General features: G+C 71.8%; 17 protein-coding genes. 9 read left to right on the top strand and 8 right to left on the bottom strand.

Annotation, left to right across the window (positions count from 1 at the left end; translation table 11 throughout):
* Nucleotides 1-92: 92 nt before the first annotated feature.
* On the top strand, nt 93-1286 hold the full coding sequence (locus tag BLW82_RS18535; protein WP_093499911.1) for an RtcB family protein: 1194 nt from the start codon (nt 93-95) through the stop codon (nt 1284-1286).
* 49 nt (nt 1287-1335) lie between these two features.
* Here the strand turns inward: BLW82_RS18535 and BLW82_RS44485 are convergent, their stop codons facing one another.
* From BLW82_RS44485 to BLW82_RS18525, 3 genes are all read right to left on the bottom strand, one after another.
* Complete coding sequence (locus tag BLW82_RS44485; RefSeq protein ID WP_177232988.1) at nt 1336-1506, bottom strand: hypothetical protein; 171 nt, start codon at nt 1504-1506, stop codon at nt 1336-1338.
* The gene (locus tag BLW82_RS18530) at nt 1506-2264 is read right to left on the bottom strand and encodes an SDR family NAD(P)-dependent oxidoreductase (RefSeq protein ID WP_093499909.1); all 759 of its coding nucleotides are present in this window, start codon (nt 2262-2264) and stop codon (nt 1506-1508) included. The genes BLW82_RS44485 and BLW82_RS18530 overlap by 1 nt, the downstream gene beginning before the upstream one ends.
* A 171-nt stretch (nt 2265-2435) precedes the next feature.
* Complete coding sequence (locus tag BLW82_RS18525) at nt 2436-2768, bottom strand: YnfA family protein (protein ID WP_093499907.1); 333 nt, start codon at nt 2766-2768, stop codon at nt 2436-2438.
* Nucleotides 2769-2890: 122 nt separating this feature from the next.
* On the opposite strand from BLW82_RS18525, the gene BLW82_RS44480 reads away from it, so the two are divergent.
* A complete protein-coding gene (locus BLW82_RS44480) occupies nt 2891-3367 on the top strand; it encodes a hypothetical protein (RefSeq protein ID WP_218162375.1) in 477 nt (158 codons plus the stop codon).
* Between the two features lie 9 nt (nt 3368-3376).
* Here BLW82_RS44480 and BLW82_RS43950 read toward each other — a convergent pair whose 3' ends face one another.
* Nucleotides 3377-3661 (bottom strand): hypothetical protein, encoded by a 285-nt coding sequence (locus tag BLW82_RS43950; RefSeq protein ID WP_143063686.1) that lies wholly within the window; start codon nt 3659-3661, stop codon nt 3377-3379.
* Nucleotides 3662-3693: 32 nt separating this feature from the next.
* Nucleotides 3694-5079: an NADP-dependent succinic semialdehyde dehydrogenase gene (locus BLW82_RS18515; protein WP_093499903.1), complete on the bottom strand. Its 1386-nt coding sequence runs from the start codon at nt 5077-5079 to the stop codon at nt 3694-3696.
* Between the two features lie 208 nt (nt 5080-5287).
* Here BLW82_RS18515 and BLW82_RS18510 point away from each other — a divergent pair, with 208 nt between their 5' ends.
* Nucleotides 5288-6364 (top strand): NAD(P)-dependent alcohol dehydrogenase, encoded by a 1077-nt coding sequence (locus BLW82_RS18510; protein WP_256215868.1) that lies wholly within the window; start codon nt 5288-5290, stop codon nt 6362-6364.
* Nucleotides 6365-6388: 24 nt separating this feature from the next.
* On the opposite strand, the gene BLW82_RS18505 is transcribed toward BLW82_RS18510, so the two are convergent.
* Nucleotides 6389-7084, bottom strand: a complete 696-nt coding sequence (locus BLW82_RS18505; RefSeq protein WP_093499901.1) for a type 1 glutamine amidotransferase domain-containing protein — start codon at nt 7082-7084, stop codon at nt 6389-6391.
* Between the two features lie 242 nt (nt 7085-7326).
* Here BLW82_RS18505 and BLW82_RS44475 point away from each other — a divergent pair, with 242 nt between their 5' ends.
* The gene (locus BLW82_RS44475; RefSeq protein WP_177232987.1) at nt 7327-7488 is read left to right on the top strand and encodes a hypothetical protein; all 162 of its coding nucleotides are present in this window, start codon (nt 7327-7329) and stop codon (nt 7486-7488) included.
* On the opposite strand, the gene BLW82_RS18500 is transcribed toward BLW82_RS44475, so the two are convergent.
* Nucleotides 7470-8366: an alpha/beta fold hydrolase gene (locus tag BLW82_RS18500; RefSeq protein WP_107408554.1), complete on the bottom strand. Its 897-nt coding sequence runs from the start codon at nt 8364-8366 to the stop codon at nt 7470-7472. The genes BLW82_RS44475 and BLW82_RS18500 overlap by 19 nt on opposite strands.
* A 143-nt stretch (nt 8367-8509) precedes the next feature.
* Nucleotides 8510-9547, bottom strand: coding sequence for a thaumatin family protein (locus BLW82_RS18495; protein WP_093499900.1), 1038 nt, complete (start codon nt 9545-9547; stop codon nt 8510-8512).
* A gap of 172 nt (nt 9548-9719) precedes the next feature.
* Between BLW82_RS18495 and BLW82_RS18490 the strand changes: the two genes are divergently transcribed.
* From BLW82_RS18490 to BLW82_RS18470, 5 genes are all read left to right on the top strand, one after another.
* Complete coding sequence (locus tag BLW82_RS18490; protein ID WP_093499898.1) at nt 9720-11663, top strand: sigma-70 family RNA polymerase sigma factor; 1944 nt, start codon at nt 9720-9722, stop codon at nt 11661-11663.
* Between the two features lie 270 nt (nt 11664-11933).
* Nucleotides 11934-13079 (top strand): LLM class flavin-dependent oxidoreductase, encoded by a 1146-nt coding sequence (locus BLW82_RS18485; protein ID WP_093499896.1) that lies wholly within the window; start codon nt 11934-11936, stop codon nt 13077-13079.
* The gene (locus BLW82_RS18480) at nt 13076-13681 is read left to right on the top strand and encodes an FMN reductase (protein WP_093499894.1); all 606 of its coding nucleotides are present in this window, start codon (nt 13076-13078) and stop codon (nt 13679-13681) included. Before BLW82_RS18485 ends, BLW82_RS18480 begins: the two co-directional genes overlap by 4 nt.
* Nucleotides 13682-13898: 217 nt before the next feature.
* Nucleotides 13899-14648 carry a response regulator transcription factor gene (locus tag BLW82_RS18475; RefSeq protein ID WP_093499892.1) on the top strand — a complete coding sequence of 250 codons (750 nt, stop codon included), beginning with the start codon at nt 13899-13901 and terminating at the stop codon, nt 14646-14648.
* An 18-nt stretch (nt 14649-14666) separates the two neighbouring features.
* Nucleotides 14667-16103, top strand: coding sequence for a HAMP domain-containing sensor histidine kinase (locus BLW82_RS18470; protein ID WP_093508118.1), 1437 nt, complete (start codon nt 14667-14669; stop codon nt 16101-16103).
* The last annotated feature ends 2 nt before the right edge of the window (nt 16104-16105 follow it).

The raw sequence follows: 16105 nt of genomic DNA, 5'->3' as shown, positions 1-16105 counted from the left end.
GTTTCCCGACCTATGGCGCCGTATTTGCGTTTTGCTTTGATTAAAGCTTCTTGTCCTTTTTGTTGTGCTGTCCGTGGGGGAATGAGGAAGACATGTCGTACGTGGAGATGCCGGGCGCGAAGGTGCCGATCCGGATGTGGACCGACCCGGCGACCGTCGAGGACGTCGCGCTCCAGCAGCTGCGCAACGTCGCGACCCTGCCGTGGATCAAGGGCCTGGCGGTGATGCCGGACGTCCACTACGGGAAGGGCGCGACGGTCGGCTCCGTCATCGCGATGCAGGGCGCGGTGTGTCCGGCGGCGGTCGGCGTGGACATCGGCTGCGGCATGTCCGCGGTGAAGACGTCCCTCACGGCGAACGACCTGCCGGGGGACCTCTCCCGGCTGCGCTCGAAGATCGAGCAGGCGATTCCGGTGGGGCGGGGGATGCACACGGACCCGGTGGAGCCGGATGACTTCCACGGGCTGCCCGCGACGGGGTGGGGGGAGTTCTGGGGGCGGTTCGAGGGGGTTGCGGAAGCGGTGCAGTTCCGGGAGGAGCGGGCCGTCAAGCAGATGGGGACGCTCGGAGCCGGCAACCACTTCGTCGAGGTGTGCGTCGATACGTCTGATGCGGTGTGGCTCATGCTGCACTCCGGATCCCGGAACATCGGCAAGGAACTCGCCGAGCACCACATCGGCGTGGCCCAGAAGCTTCCGCACAACCAGGGGCTGGTCGACCGGGACCTCGCCGTCTTCGTGGCGGACACCCCGCAGATGGCCGCGTACCGCAACGACCTGTTCTGGGCACAGGAGTACGCGAAGTACAACCGCACGCTGATGATGGCGCTCCTGAAGGACGTGATCCGCAAGGAGTTCAAGAAGGCGAAGCCGGTCTTCGAGCCGGAGATCTCCTGCCACCACAACTACGTGGCGGAGGAGCGGTACGAGGGCATGGATCTGCTGGTGACCCGCAAGGGCGCGATCCGGGCCGGCTCCGGCGACTACGGGATCATCCCGGGTTCGATGGGTACCGGTTCGTACATCGTGAAGGGGCTCGGGAACGAGAAGGCCTTCAACTCGGCGTCCCACGGCGCGGGTCGGCGCATGAGCCGGAACGCGGCGAAGCGGCGCTTCTCGACCAGGGACCTGGAGGACCAGACGAGGGGCGTGGAGTGCCGCAAGGACTCCGGTGTCGTGGACGAGATCCCCGGCGCCTACAAGTCGATCGACCAGGTCATCGACCAGCAGCGGGACTTGGTGGCGGTCGTCGCGAAGCTGAAGCAGGTCGTCTGCGTGAAGGGCTGATGCGAAAGGCCCCCGGTCGGCACCGGGGGCCTCGTCGGCTGCTTGCCGGCTACTTCGCGTGCCGGACCGCGTAGATCATCACGAAGGCGATGACGTGGATGCCGAAGAGGAAGTAGGCGAGGAAGTACCAGACCTGGCGTTCGTTCTTCGTCTCCTGCTGCAGGCGGTCTTTCTCCAGTTGCCTTTCCAGAGCCGCCGCGGGGTCGTTCTCGGTCGGCATCAGAGGTCCCGGTGGACCTTGGTGTTGGAGGCCTGGGCGCGGGGGCGGACGACGAGGAGGTCGATGTTGACGTGGCTGGGGCGGGTCACCGTCCAGGCGATGGTGTCGGCGACGTCGTCCGCGGTGAGGGGCTCGGCGACGCCCTGGTAGACCTTCGCGGCCTTCTCCTCGTCGCCGCCGAAGCGGGTCAGCGCGAACTCGTCCGTCTTGACCATGCCGGGGGCGACCTCGATGACCCGGACCGGCTTGCCGACGATCTCCAGGCGGAGGGTCTCGGCGAGGACGTGGGCGCCGTGCTTGGCCGCGACGTAGCCGGCGCCGCCCTCGTAGGTGGCGTGGCCGGCGGTGGAGGAGACCACGACCACCGTGCCGTCGCCGCTCTCCTCCAGCTTGGGGAGCAGGGCCTGGGTGAGGTTCAGGGTGCCGATGACGTTGGTCTCGTACATCGTGCGCCAGTCGGCCGGGTCGCCGGTGGCGACCGGGTCGGCGCCGAGGGCTCCGCCGGCGTTGTTGACGAGGACGGAGACCGTCTTGAACGCGGTGGCGAACTCGTCCACGGCCGCGCGGTCCGTGACGTCGAGCGGGTAGGCGGTGGCCTGGTGGCCGGCGTCGTTGATCTCCTTGGCCAGGGCCTCGATGCGGTCCTCCCGGCGGGCGGTGAGGACGACGCGGTAGCCGGCCTCGGCGAGCCGGCGGGCGGTGGCGGCGCCGATGCCGCTGCTGGCGCCGGTGACGACCGCGATGCGGGAGGGGGCCATGGGTTGCTCCTCGGCGGGGTGTGTTCGTGCGGCTTGCACGGGTGAGTCTAGGTGCCGTGGCTGGTGCGGAACGGGGCGGCCGCGGGCCGGTGGGGTCTGTTCGCGCCCACGCGGCGGAGCCGCACGTCGCGTCGATACGGCCCCGCGCCCTTCTGCGACGGCACGGTCACGTCAGTTTCTGGGTGCCCACATGATCACTGCCATTCCCGCCAGGCAGATCGCCGCTCCTGAGATGTCCCAGCGGTCCGGGCGGTAGCCGTCGGCGACGACGCCCCAGAGGATCGATCCGGCGACGAAGATGCCGCCGTACGCGGCGAGGATGCGGCCGAAGTGGGCGTCGGGCTGGAAAGTGGCCACGAAGCCGTAGGCGCCGAGGGAGAGGATGCCGCCGGCGACCCAGAGCCAGCCGCGGTGTTCGCGTACGCCCTGCCAGACCAGCCAGGCGCCGCCGATCTCGAAGAACGCGGCGACGACGAACAGGGCGGCGGAGCGGAGGATGAGCATGCGTGCAGCGTGCCACGTGCGGCGGGTGTCACCTGATGGGGGGCGCCTGCGGCCGGGTCCGGGTGGCATACATCCCTGTGAGAGCACGGTTACGGATGCCTGAGTCGGACGGGACGGGTGGCATGGCGATGCGTCGTGGTGGGCCGGCGGTGGTCGGTGCGGTGGCGTTGGCGGTGGGTGTGCTGGTCGTGGGCGGTGGTGGTGCCGCCTGGGCCGGCAGCGCGGATCTGGAGGTGCACGGGTCCGTGGTGCTGAGCGGGGACCTGATGGAGGTCCGGGTGACCCCGCTCAACCACGGGCCGGACGGTGTGACGGGAGCCAGCGTGCGGCTGGCTTCGTCGGCGCCGCTGGCCGACTCCCAGCAGCTGCCGGGCGGCTGTGCGCGCACCGGTGAGCGGGAGGTGGTCTGCGAGACCGGGCCGCTGGCGGTCGAGGTGCCGGGGGAGGAGCTGGTGGTGCCGGTACGGCTGCGGGAGGGGCCTGCGGAGGTGCGGCTGGCGGTGGACGTGGCGTGGGGCGGCGGTGCGGTGGACCAGGACCGTACGAACGACGAGCAGCGGGTGCTGGTGCTGGCGACGGGGGACCCGTACGCGTTCTGACCGGCGGCGTCACCGGCCGGCTCGGCCGTCCGGGTCGGATGATGTCGAGGCGGTCGAGGAACGGGGTGGCGTCGGCCGGGTCGCCGGTGATGCTGCAGTGGTCGCGCCAGGGTTTGCGGGCGGCGGCGGGTCGACGGCTTCGGTGGCGAGCGCCGCGAGGTGGGCCGGTACGCCGATGACGCGCCGGCCGACGCAGGCGGACGGCGGCTCCCACTGGCCGTCGTCCACCTGGGGGACGATCTCCGCGAGTTGTGCCGTGCTGGAGCGCGCGGCGGCGAGCCCGGCACGGGTCATGGCGCCTCCCTCACCCGTGCGGCCCGTCCGGGTCAGGCCGCGTTCTGCCCGATCCAGACGGTCTTGGCGTTCATGAACTCGCGCATGCCGAGGTCGGACAGCTCGCGTCCGTGGCCGCTGCGCTTCACGCCGCCGAAGGGGATCTCGGGGTAGCTGGTGGTGTTGCCGTTGATGAAGGCCATGCCGGACTGGATGTCGCGGACGAACAGCTCGCGTTCGGCCTCGTCCTCGCTCCACAGGTTGGAGCCGAGGCCGTAGGGGTGGCCGTTGGCCTCCCGCAGGGCTTCCTCCAGGGAGGAGACCGTCCAGACCTGGGCCACGGGGCCGAAGACCTCCTCGTGGTACATCCGCATCTGCGGGGTGACGCCGGTCAGGACGGTGGGCGGGTAGAACCAGCCGGGCCCGTCGGGGCGTTCGCCGCCGAGCAGCACGGTCGCGCCCTTGGCGACGGCGTCGTCGACGTAGGACTCCACGTCCTGCCGGCCGGACTCGGTGGCCAGCGGTCCCACGTCGGTGCCCGCGTCCATCGGGTCGCCGACCACCAGGGCGTCCATCTTGGCCACGAACATCTCGATGAACGCGTCGCCGATGGCCTCGTGCACGTAGAAGCGTTTGCCGTTGATGCAGGACTGCCCGTTGTTGAGGGTCCGCGCCCGGACCGCGACGTCGGTGGCCCGGTCCAGGTCGGTGGAGGGCATGACGATGAAGGGGTCGGAGCCGCCGAGTTCGAGGACCACCTTCTTGATCTCGTCGCCGGCGATGGCGGCCACCGAGCGTCCGGCCGGTTCGCTGCCGGTGAGTGTCGCGGCGGCCACCCGCGGGTCGCGCAGCACCTGTTCCACCCGTCCCGAGGAGATCAGGAGGGTCTGGAACACGTCGGCGGGGAAGCCGGCGTCGCGGAAGAGTTCCTCCAGGAAGAGAGCGCACTGCGGCACGTTCGAGGCGTGTTTGAGCAGGCCGACGTTGCCCGCCGTGAGGGCGGGGGCGGCGAACCGCATGGCCTGCCACAGGGGCAGGTTCCACGGCATCACCGCGAGGACGACACCGATCGGCTGGTACGTGACGAACGTCTGCCGCGCGCCGACGCGTTCGCCGTCGCCCTCCAGGTCCCGCAGGAACGCGGGGCCCTCGGTGGCGTAGTAGCGCAGCCCGTGCACGCACTTGACCACTTCCTGCTCCGCCGCCCGGAAGGTCTTGCCCATCTCGGTGGTGATCATTTCGCTGACGCTCTCGACCTCCTTCTCCAGGCGGTCGGCGGCGTGCTGCAGCCACTCCGTTCGCTGTTCGACGCTCGTCAGCCGGTACGAGGCGGCCGCTGCCGCCGCCCGGGCGAGCTTGTCCTCGAGTTCCTCCGGGGTCAGTTCGTCGAACCTCCTGAGGACCTCACCGGTCACCGGACTCGTCGTTGCGATAGCCATGGATCCACCGTATGGCGGGTGGACAAGCCCGGCAATCCACCCATTTGCACCATCAGTGGATGCCGTGGCACCGGATGCGTGGCAGACGCGGGCGCGCGACCATGGTGGGGTCCGAAGCGGCGGCCGCGGTGACCGGCGCCGGGACCCGTTTCCTGCCCGCGTCGTGTGCGCCGAGCCGCTCTTTGCCGGTGGCGAGAGTGAGACACCCATGACGCAGATGCGGGCAGCCCGGATGCACGGATACAAGGAACCCCTCCGGGTCGAAGAGGTCCCGGTTCCCGAGCCGGGGCCGGAAGAGATACTCCTGAAGGTCGCCGCGACCGGCATGTGCCGCAGCGACTACCAGCTCCTCAACGGTTACTTCGAGGGGCCGTTCCCGGTGGACCTGCCCTACATCCCCGGCCACGAGGTCACGGGCCGGGTGGCGGGACTCGGCGCCGAGGTGCCCCCGACGGTGGGCTACTCGGAGGGCGACATGGTCGTGGTGAACCCCAGCTGGGGGGACGGCACGTGCCGGCAGTGCCGGGAGGGCAACGAACAGCTGTGCAGCGGTGACGGCCGGTGGGTGGGATTCGGTCCGCCCGGCGGCTTCGCCGAGTACATGGCCGTGGAGTGCCGCCACGCGATCCCGGTCTCGGAGGAGGCGGCGCGGGCGCCGGAGCTCCTCGCCCCGATGACCGACGCGGGCATGACCCCGTACCGGGGGATGCGCAAGCTCCGGGACACGGGCAGGCTCGGCCCCGGCCGGACCGTCGCGGTCACCGGCATCGGCGGTCTCGGCAGCTATGCGATCCAGTACGCGAAGCTGCTCGGCGGCGGTGCGACGGTGGTGGCGCTCGCGCGCACCGACAGCAAGCTGGACGTGGCTCAGGAGAACGGCGCGGACCACGGGATCAACGTGCGCAACAAGTCCACGGAGGCCATCCAGGACGAGCTGGAGAGGCTGACCGGACGCCGCACGATCGACGCCATCCTGGACTGCGTCGGCAGCGAGCCGTCCATCTCCATGGGCTTCGACCTGCTGGGCCCCGAGGGGGTGCTGGTGGCCGTCGGCCTGATGAGCCAGCGTGTCGAGCACCGGCAGTTCCCGTTCGTGGGCACCGAGCTGTCCTACCTCGGCTCGTTCTGGGGCAACCACCTGGACCTCGTCGAGGTCCTCTCGCTCGCCGAGGCAGGCCTCGTCCGGCACAACGTGACCAAGGTGGCGCTGGAGGACATCAACGAGAACCTGGACGCCCTGGGTCACGGTGACGTCGTCGGGCGCCAGGTCGTCGTCTTCGAGTGAGCGCGGGGCCGGCGTCGGCCCGGCTCAGGACAGTGCCGCCACGAGTTCCCGGGCGAGCGGGCCCGAGGACGCGGGGTTCTGGCCGGTGAAGAGGTTGCGGTCGACGACCGTGTACGGCTCCCAGGCGGGGCCCCGCGAATACTCGGCGGGCAGTTTCCTCAGCTCGTCCTCCAGCAGCCACTTGGCCCTGTCGGCGAAACCGACGCCGGCCTCCTCCTCGTTGCAGAACCCCGTCAGCCGGTAGTTCGCGAAGGGGGTGCCGCCGTTCGCGTCCCGGGTGGCGAGGATGGCGGCGGGGGCGTGGCAGACGATGCCGAGGGGGCGGCCGGAGGCGAGGGCGTCCCGCAGCAGCGCGCCGGAGTCCGGGTCGGCCGAGAGGTCCTCCATCGGGCCGTGGCCGCCGGGGTAGTAGACCGCGTCGTAGTCCTCCAGGCGGATGTCGGTGAGGGGGACGGCGTACCGCAGCTCCTCCGCCTCCTCGATGACGGCCTCCTCGCGCAGGGCGTTCTCCTCGCCGCCCGCCATCCGGGGCCGCAGGCTCATCGTGTCCACGACGGGTACGACCCCGTGCGGAGTGGCCACGGTGACCTCGTGTCCGGCGTCGGTGAACACGCGGTAGGGAGCCACGAACTCCTCGGCCCAGTAACCGGTGGGATGTCGGTGCCCGTCCTTGAGGGTCCAGTAGCTCGCGCCGGTCACCACACACAGAATCCTGGCCATGGGACGCTCCTCCGGGACACTTTTTCTTGGGGACGCGTTCAAATGTGCCCATCAAGTCTGGGCGGATACTCCGGAGGCCGCAACTCCGGGCCACCGTCCGGTAAATGCGCCGGTCATCGCGGTGACGGGTACTGTTGTGGCGTGATCAGACCCTATGGTCCGTACGATTTCCTGCCGCCGATCAGGGCCTTCTCGGTGGCCTCGGAATCCGTTGCCAATGGGCGGAATTTGCCCGGGAACAGGTGAGCGGAATTCCCGGTGCGGGAGACGGCGGGCCGCTGCCCGGCGCGGCGGTGACGCCGGCCGACGACGCCGGATACCGCGGGTACCTCGGTCCGGCGCCGCCGCCGGGCAACGGCCCGGACCGCTCCATGCTTCGGGCCGTCTACTTCTTCCACATGTAGTCCTCGGCGGCGTCGGTGATCAGGTCCTTGACCGCCTGTGGGTGGGAGACGAGCGACACGTGCGAGGAGTTGATCTCCACCGTCTTCCGGGCGTTCGCGCGCTTCGCCTCGAACAGTTCCAGGGCCGGGTTGATCGCCATGTCCTGCCTGCCGACGAGGGCGTACACGGGCTTGGTGTGCCAGGCGGCGCCGGTGAGCTTGTCGGCGAACGCCGACATCGCGATCGGGCGCTGGGTGGCCGCCATGACGGTGGTCTGGCTGGTGGGCAGGTCCGCGGCGAAGACCTGGTGCAGTTTGTCCGGCTGGATGTACACGTCGGTGCCGGTGCTGCCGGGGCCGGCCTGGAAGGGCACCGGCTTCAGGGCCTTGGTGAGGGGCGCGGGGGCGAACTTCGCGGCGAGGGTGACCTGCGACTCCCCCTTGTCGGGCATGAGCGCGTTGATGTAGACGAGGGCCTTGACGTTGTCGTTTCCGACGGCGGCCTGCGAGATCACCTCTCCGCCGTAGGAGTGGCCGACCAGGATGACCGGTCCCGTGATGGATTTCAGGAAGCTCGCGAGGTAGGCCGAGTCCTGGGCGACGCCGCGCAGCGGGTTGGCCGGTGCGGCCACCGTGTAGCCGTTCCGCTGGAGTTTCTGCACGACACCGTTCCAGCTCGACGCGTCGGCGAAGGCGCCGTGCAGGAGCACGATGGTGGGCTTCTCCCGGCCGGGGTCGCCGGCCGGACCGCCGGCCTGTGCCGTCATGGGGACCAGGACGGAGGTGGTTCCCGACAGTGCCAGCAGCGCCGCGCCCCAGCGGGCGGCCTGCGCGGTGCGGCGGGGCCTGCCGGACTTGCGGGAGACACGGGGGACGTGGGAGAAGCCGGATATGTGCATGCCGGTCCTTCGGAGCGGGGGCGTCGGTGACGCCCGGGACTCCAGCGTCGAGGAGACCCGTCGGCGTGTCCCCGTGCGCGGGCCGTCCGGGTGAACGGCCGGCCGCGCCCAGGGGACCCGCGCTCCCGCGCCGCCCGCGGTGCTCAGGTGGAGCCGGCCGTCGTCCCGAAGGTCACCCGGTAGTAGCAGGCGCCCTTGCAGGGCATGGTCGCCCCGTCGTCGAAGGCGTAGGAGTAGGCGTAGGGCGCGGCGCGCTTGAAGACCTGGGTGTAGTCCACCGGCCACTTGGCGGGGACGCAGTTCTCGCGGCCCGCCCAGGCGCCGCGGCAGCAGTAGGTGTCGCCGCCGAACGCCGCGCAGGGCGGCTTGCAGCCGATCTCCGCGCCGCCGGACAGGGCCCGCATGGCCTTGGGGCAGTCGACCTCCGTGGTGCAGGTGCCCCGGTAGCAGCCGGAGGGGCTGACCGGGTCGGTGGTCGTGGTGTGGGAGACGTTGATGTACATGGGCAGGTTGGCGCCGTCGACCATGCTCACGTCGTAGAAGTCCATGCCCGCGTAGGCGTCGAAGGTGAACTCGCCGAGGGTGGTGGGCGGGTTGCCGCCGCCGCAGACGCTGGTGCAGTCGCCGGAGGCGCAGGGGCCCGCGGCCGTTCCGCCGGTGCATCCGGTGCGGCCCCAGATGCGGCCGCCCCAGGTGTTCGGGACGGTCACCGAGAGGCTCTGGCCGGGGGCGAGCCTGCGGCCTGCCGGGTAGACGGAGGTGTTGGTGACGACCGCCCACACCGTCTGCGGGGTCTTGTTGACGACGGTGATCAGGCGCTTTCCGGCGGGGGCGGTGGCGGGCTGCCCGGCCTGGCCGGTGGCCGCGGGGGCGGTCCGGGTCTTCGCCGGCACCGAGGCCGACGGCTTGGGGCGGCCCGACGCGGCGGGGGACGCGCTGCGGCTCGACGACGGCGACGGTGACGGTGACGGTGACGGTGGCGAGGCGGGTGCGGTGTCCGACGGACCGGAGGGGAGGGCCGCGGCCGTCCGGCGGTCCGGGTGCGCGGTGGGGGTTCCGACGGGGGTCCACACGCCGTAGGTGACGATCACGGTGGCGGCCGTCGCGAGGGCGGCCGCGCCGGCGTACCACCAGCGGCGTCGCGGTGGTCTCGCGCCGTGTCTCCTGCGTCCTCGTGCCATCCTGGTGCCTTCCTCGGGCGGTACCTGACGTGTGCCTGCCTCTCGGTGACCTCCTCGGTGGGGGCCGTACAACACAAACTGCGAAGCCGACTCGCCGGTTTTCTGTTGTCCCCGCGTCCTGCGCGGGGTCTCCGTTCCGACAGCCGGACTCTGCGCGGAGGAACAGACCCACATGACCGAGAACCATCGCAGCGGACCCGCCCCCGGCGTGGTGGCGGCCGCCCGCGCGGGGGACAGAGCGGCACTGGAGCACCTGGTGACCGCGTGCCTGCCGCTGGTCTACAACATCGTCGGCCGGGCCCTGAACGGCCATGCCGACGTCGACGACGTCGTACAGGAGACGCTGTTGCGCATGGTGCGGGGGCTGGAGAAGCTGCGGGACCCGTCCGCGTTCCGGTCGTGGCTCGTCGCCATCACGATCCGGCAGGTGCGCAACCGGGAGCAGTCGCGGGCCACGGACCGGGACCGCCGGGCCCGTCTGGACGACGCGGAGACGATCACCGACCCGGCGCTCGACTTCGCCGGGCTGACCATCCTGCGGCTGGGCCTGACCGAGCAGCGCCGGGAGGTCGCGGAGGCGACGCGCTGGCTCGACCCGGACGACCAGGAGCTGCTGTCCCTGTGGTGGCTGGAGGAGACCGGCGACCTGGAGCGCGCCGAACTCGCCGGTGCGCTGGGGCTGTCGGACCGGCATGCGGCGGTGCGGGTGCAGCGGATGAAGAAGCAGATGGAGGTCTCGCGGGGGGTGGTGCGGGGGCTGGCGGCCGACCCGCGCTGTGCCGCGCTGGACGGGATCGCCGCGCGCTGGGACGGCACGCCGAGTCCGCTGTGGCGCAAGCGGTTCGGGCGTCACATACGCGGCTGCGGGGTGTGCGCGGGCCTGGAGCGGGGGCTGCTGCCGATGGACCGGCTGCTGAGCGGCCTGCCGCTGGTGGCCGTACCGGCGGGCCTCGACCCGGCGCGGGTGCTGGCTCATGTCACCGGGGCTCACGTCACCGGGTCCCACGCCACCGCACCCCATGCGACCGGGGTCGCGGATTCCGGTGGCGGGGGCCGTCCGCCGCGGGGGCGGCACGGGCGCGCGGGCAAGCGGGCCGGCCGGCAACTCGTGGGCAGGCAGGCGGTCGTGGGCGGTTCGGCGGCGGTCGCGGTCGTCGCGGCGGTCGCGCTGGTCGCGGCCCGGATGACGGCGGGCCCGTCCGCCCCGGCCGCGGACGCGGCCCCGCCGCCGACGCCGGTGGCCGTGGCGTCCCCGAGCCAGAGCCCGAGTCCGACGCACTCCGCCTCCCCTTCGCCCTCCCCCAGCCGCAGCGCGTCCCCGGAACCGTCCGCCAAGCCGGCCCGCTCGAAGCACACCGCGGCTGAGGTGCGGGTGGCCTCCGGCGCCAAGAAGGGCGTGGGCGTATGGACGTTCAACGGCGTGAGCCAGGCGCTCGCGGCGAGCGGGGCGAGCTGGTACTACACCTGGAACACCGGGCACCAGGGCGTGACGACCCCGTCCTCGGCCTCCTTCGTGCCGATGGTCTGGGGCGCCGCGTCCGTCACCGGCACCGCGCTGGCGCAGGCGCGGGCGGCGGGGCCGTACCTCCTGGGTTTCAACGAACCCGACATGGCGCAGCAGTCGAACATGACGGTCGACCAGGCGCTGGGACTGTGGCCGAAGCTGATGGCGGCCGGCAAGGTGCTGGGCAGCCCGGCGGTGGCGTACGGCGGTGACACGGCCGGCGGCTGGCTGGACCGGTTCATGTCCGGGGCGAAGGCGAAGGGGTACCGGGTCGACTTCATCACGCTGCACTGGTACGGCGGTGACTTCCGCACCCCGCAGGCCGTGCGGCAGCTGACCTCGTACCTGGCGGCGGTGTACGCGCGCTACCACAAGCCGATCTGGCTCACCGAGTACGCACTGATCGACTTCTCGCAGGGGACCCGGTTCCCGTCCGCGCAGCAGCAGGCGGACTTCGTCACCGCGTCCACGAAGGCGCTCGACGCGCTGCCGTACGTGCAGCGGTACGCGTGGTTCGGGCTCGGCGCGGACCCGGCGAAGCCGAGCAGCGGGCTGTTCACGAGCGGTACGGCGGCCACGGCGGCGGGCCGGGCCTTCCAGGCGGCGCGCTGAGCGGAGGGGGCCGGGGCCGGCGACGACCGTACCGGCCCCCTCCGGGTCACGGGCTGACGCCCCAGGTGACGCGGTAGCCGCACTCGCCTGAGCAGGTGAGCACGCTGGTCGCGTCGTCGTTGAGGCCGTGGGTTCGCCGGTGGCCGGTCGCGCAGTTCCGCCCCCGGCCGAAGGCCGGGGGCACCTGCGGTGAGCGTGGGGAATAGGTGGCGGTGCGGTCTCGTTCTGCGGGTATAGTTGAATCGTAAACAACCTGGAGGGTGAGCGAGCATGCAGTTCGGGATCTTCACGGTCGGCGACGTCACGCCGGACCCCACCACGGGGCGGACGCCGAGCGAGCGGGAGCGCATCAAGGCGATGGTCGCGATCGCGCTGAAGGCCGAGGAGGTCGGTCTGGACGTGTTCGCGACGGGTGAGCACCACAACCCGCCGTTCGTGCCCTCGTCGCCGACCACGATGCTCGGTTACATCGCCGCGCAGACGGAGAAGCTGATCCTCTCCACCTCCACCACCCTCATCACCACCAACGACCCGGTGAAGATCGCCGAGGACTACGCGATGCTCCAGCACCTGGCCGACGGCCGGGTGGACCTGATGATGGGCCGCGGCAACACCGGGCCGGTCTACCCCTGGTTCGGGCAGGACATCCGCGAGGGCATCAACCTCGCCATCGAGAACTACGCCCTGCTGCGCCGGCTGTGGCGCGAGGACGTCGTCGACTGGGAGGGCAAGTTCCGCACCCCGCTGCAGGGCTTCACCTCCACCCCGCGGCCGATGGACGACGTACCGCCGTTCGTCTGGCACGGCTCGATCCGCTCGCCCGAGATAGCGGAGCAGGCCGCCTACTACGGTGACGGCTTCTTCCACAACAACATCTTCTGGCCCGCCGAGCACACCAAGCGGATGGTCGAGTTCTACCGGAAGCGGTTCGCGCATTACGGGCACGGCACCCCCGAGCAGGCGATCGTCGGGCTCGGCGGCCAGGTGTTCATGCGGAAGAACTCGCAGGACGCGGTGCGCGAGTTCCGGCCGTACTTCGACAACGCGCCGGTCTACGGGCACGGGCCGTCCCTGGAGGACTTCACCGAGCAGACCCCGCTGACGGTCGGCTCGCCGCAGCAGGTGATCGAGCGGACGCTGGGCTTCCGTGAGTACGCGGGCGACTACCAGCGCCAGCTGTTCCTGATGGACCACGCGGGGCTGCCGCTGAAGACGGTCCTTGAGCAGCTCGACATGCTCGGCGAGGAGGTCGTGCCGGTGCTGCGCAAGGAGTTCGCGAAGGGCCGTCCGGCGGACGTCCCGGAGGCGCCGACGCACGCGTCGCTGCGGGCCGCCGCGGCGGCGGAGAAGAAGGCCGACGAGGCCGCGGACGGTTCCGCCGACAAGGCATCGGACAAGAAGGAGGCCGGGGTATGAAGCTCGTCGTCGTCTCAGCGGGGCTGAGCGTGCCGTCGTCCACGCGGCTGCTGGCCGACCGGCTGGCCGCGGCCGTGGGCCGGCAGGCCGAGGCCCCGGTCGAGGTCGAGGTGGTCGAGCTGCGCGACCTCGCGGTCGAGATCGCGCACAACTTCACCAACGGGTTCCCGGGGCGGAAGCTGGCGGCCGCGCAGGAGGCGGTGACCGCGGCGGACGGCGTGATCGCCGTGACGCCGGTGTTCACGGCGTCGTACAGCGGGCTGTTCAAGTCGTTCTTCGACGTGCTCGACAAGGACGCGCTGGCGGGAAAGCCGGTACTGATCGCGGCGACCGGGGGTACGGCACGGCACTCGCTGGTGCTGGAGCACGCGCTGCGGCCCATGTTCGCGTACCTGCGGGCGGTGGTCGTGCCGACCGGTGTGTACGCGGCGTCGGAGGACTGGGGCGCGGAGGGGCTGGAGGACCGGGTCGAGCGGGCGGCGGGGGAGCTGGCCGGGCTGATGCGGGGGCTGCGCCGGAGCGTGCCCGAGCAGCCCGGGGAGCCCGGGGAGCTGCCGGTCGTGCCGTTCGCGGAGCAGCTGGCGAGGCTGTCCGCGAGCTGAGGCGGGGCGGGGCGGGGGCGGGGACGCTTACCGGCGCCTGCAGGGTGCCGCCGCGCCCACTCGTGCCGCCCTGCGGCACGGGTGGGCGCGGCAACGTCTTTCTGCACCAAAATCGCGACGCCCGGTTGCTTCTGTGACGGTGAGAGGCAGGTAAAAAGGGTGATCGTAGGCCCGCGCACCACGGCAGAACCGCCGGAGCCCTTGGCAGACTGGGGAGGTGCCCCAGACTGTGCTGCTCGCCGAAGACGACCGCGCCATCCGCCACGCCCTGGAGCGGGCCCTCACCCTGGAGGGTTATGAGGTGACGGCGGTCGCGGACGGTGTGGAGGCCCTGGCGCACGCCCACCGCACCAACCCGGACGTCCTGGTCCTGGACGTGATGATGCCCGGCATCGACGGACTCCAGGTCTGCCGCGTGCTGCGGGCCGAGGGGGACCGTACCCCGATCCTCATGCTGACCGCGCTGGTGGAGACCGCCGACCGGATCGCGGGACTGGACGCCGGCGCCGACGACTACGTCGTCAAGCCCTTCGACGTCGAAGAGGTCTTCGCCCGGCTGCGGGCGCTGCTGCGCCGGACCTCGCCAGTGACCACCGGCGGCGGCAGCGCCGGGGGCGGCGGTGCCGGTGTCGCCGCCGAACCCGGCCGGGAGCCCCAGGTCTCCGACCGGCAGGTCGAGGCGGCCGGCCTGCGGATGGACCTCCAGGCCCGCCGGGCCTGGCGCGGCAGGCGCGAGCTGGAGCTGACCCGCACCGAGTTCGAACTCCTCGAGCTGCTCGCGCGCAACGCGGGCATCGTCCTCGACCACTCCACGATCTACGACCGCATCTGGGGCTACGACTTCGGCCCCGGTTCCAAGAACCTCGCCGTCTACGTCGGCTACCTGCGCCGCAAGCTCGACGAGCCGGGCGCCCCGCAGCTGATCCACACGGTCCGGGGCGTGGGATACGTGCTGCGGGAGGACTGAGTGGGCCTCCTCCAGCGGCTGGAGCGGCTCACGCGGTTGCTGGCCCGGCGCCGGCCGGGCCTCGTCTCCCTGCGGACCACCTTCGTCGTCTCCTTCGCGGCGGTCACGGCCGTCGTCACGGTCGTCGTCGGCATCCTGTCGTACAACGCCGCCGCCCGGCTGGTCCGCGTCGACCAGCAGTCGGTGTTCACGCAGGTCGTCTCCGACGTCCAGGACGAGGTCAGGCAGCACAGGATGGTGCCGGAGGACTTCTCCTCCTCCCAGCCCGGCCATGATCTGGTCCGGCCCGCGCGCACCGACGTCCAGGTGCTCGGCACGCGGGGCGAGATCGTCGACCGCGGCAGCCCGGTGCTGCCCGTCACCGCCGCGGACCGGGCGGCCGCCACCGCCGCGGAGGCCGGGAAGACGGTCCAGCACCAGGACGTCCAGGCCGGTGAGGACCTGTTCCGGATCGCCACGGTCGCGCTCGGCGGCGGGCGGGGCGCCGTGCAGGTGGCGCAGGAGTTCAGTGACACCGAGGACCTGCTGCAGGCGCTCCAGCAGCGGACGCTGCTGCTGATGGCGGCCGTGGTGGTGGCCGCCGGGCTGCTCGGCTGGTGGCTGGCCCGGCGGATCACCCGCCGGCTGGTGATCCTCACCGCGGCCGCGGAGAACGTGGCCCGCACCCGGCAGCTCGGCATCCAGGTGCCGGTGACGGGACTGGACGAGGTGGGCAGGCTGGGCCGCGCCTTCGACCGGATGCTGGGCCGCCTCGCCCAGTCGGAGGAGGACCAGCGGCGCCTGGTCCAGGACGCGGGCCACGAGCTCCGCACCCCGCTGACCTCGCTCCGTACCAACATCTCCCTGCTCCGCCGGATCGACGAACTCCCGCCCGCCACCCGTGAGGAGCTCGTGGCCGACCTCGGCCAGGAGGCGCGCGAGCTGACCGACCTGGTCAACGAGCTGGTCGACCTCGCGGCCGGGCAGTCCGACACCGAGCCCACGCAGCACGTGGACCTGGCCGACATCGCGGAGGACGTGGCGGGGCTGGCCCGGCGCCGTGCCGGACGCGAGATCGTCCTGCACGTGGCCGGGGACACCACGGCCTACGGGCGGCCCGGCATGCTCCAGCGGGCCGTCTCCAACCTCGTCGAGAACGCGGCCAAGTTCGACCGCGACGGCACGTCCCCCATCGAGATCAGCGTGACCGGCCCCGCCCGGCCGGGCACGGTCCGCGTCGAGGTCCTGGACCGCGGTCCCGGTATCGCCGAGGGCGACCTGATCCGCATCTTCGACCGCTTCTACCGCGCCGCCGACGCCCGCTCCCTGCCCGGCTCCGGCCTCGGCCTCTCCATCGTCCGCGAGGTCGCCCTGGCCCACGGCGGCGCCCCCTTCGCCCTCCGCCGGGAGGGCGGAGGCGCGGTGATCGGGTTCACGGTGGGCGGGGGGATGACGGGCGGGACGCTCCGAGTCTGAGC

This window comes from Streptomyces sp. Ag109_O5-10, assembly GCF_900105755.1.
GTDB lineage: Bacteria > Actinomycetota > Actinomycetes > Streptomycetales > Streptomycetaceae > Streptomyces.
The sequence above is the reverse complement of the archived record's forward strand: the minus strand, read 5'-3'. Positions and strand labels throughout refer to the sequence as shown.

Bases quoted from the DNA above. Each gene is read 5' to 3' on its own strand.
- BLW82_RS18535 (WP_093499911.1), top strand. From the start codon at position 93: ATGTCGTACGTGGAGATGCCGGGCGCGAAGGTGCCGATCCGGATGTGG.
- BLW82_RS18485 (WP_093499896.1), top strand. From the start codon at position 11,934: ATGCAGTTCGGGATCTTCACGGTCGGCGACGTCACGCCGGACCCCACC.
- BLW82_RS18495 (WP_093499900.1), bottom strand. From the start codon at position 9,547: ATGGCACGAGGACGCAGGAGACACGGCGCGAGACCACCGCGACGCCGC.
- BLW82_RS18500 (WP_107408554.1), bottom strand. From the start codon at position 8,366: ATGCACATATCCGGCTTCTCCCACGTCCCCCGTGTCTCCCGCAAGTCC.
- BLW82_RS43950 (WP_143063686.1), bottom strand. From the start codon at position 3,661: ATGACCCGTGCCGGGCTCGCCGCCGCGCGCTCCAGCACGGCACAACTC.
- BLW82_RS18530 (WP_093499909.1), bottom strand. From the start codon at position 2,264: ATGGCCCCCTCCCGCATCGCGGTCGTCACCGGCGCCAGCAGCGGCATC.
- BLW82_RS44480 (WP_218162375.1), top strand. From the start codon at position 2,891: ATGGCGATGCGTCGTGGTGGGCCGGCGGTGGTCGGTGCGGTGGCGTTG.
- BLW82_RS18510 (WP_256215868.1), top strand. From the start codon at position 5,288: ATGACGCAGATGCGGGCAGCCCGGATGCACGGATACAAGGAACCCCTC.
- BLW82_RS18515 (WP_093499903.1), bottom strand. From the start codon at position 5,079: ATGGCTATCGCAACGACGAGTCCGGTGACCGGTGAGGTCCTCAGGAGG.
- BLW82_RS18505 (WP_093499901.1), bottom strand. From the start codon at position 7,084: ATGGCCAGGATTCTGTGTGTGGTGACCGGCGCGAGCTACTGGACCCTC.
- BLW82_RS18480 (WP_093499894.1), top strand. From the start codon at position 13,076: ATGAAGCTCGTCGTCGTCTCAGCGGGGCTGAGCGTGCCGTCGTCCACG.
- BLW82_RS44485 (WP_177232988.1), bottom strand. From the start codon at position 1,506: ATGCCGACCGAGAACGACCCCGCGGCGGCTCTGGAAAGGCAACTGGAG.
- BLW82_RS18490 (WP_093499898.1), top strand. From the start codon at position 9,720: ATGACCGAGAACCATCGCAGCGGACCCGCCCCCGGCGTGGTGGCGGCC.
- BLW82_RS18525 (WP_093499907.1), bottom strand. From the start codon at position 2,768: ATGCTCATCCTCCGCTCCGCCGCCCTGTTCGTCGTCGCCGCGTTCTTC.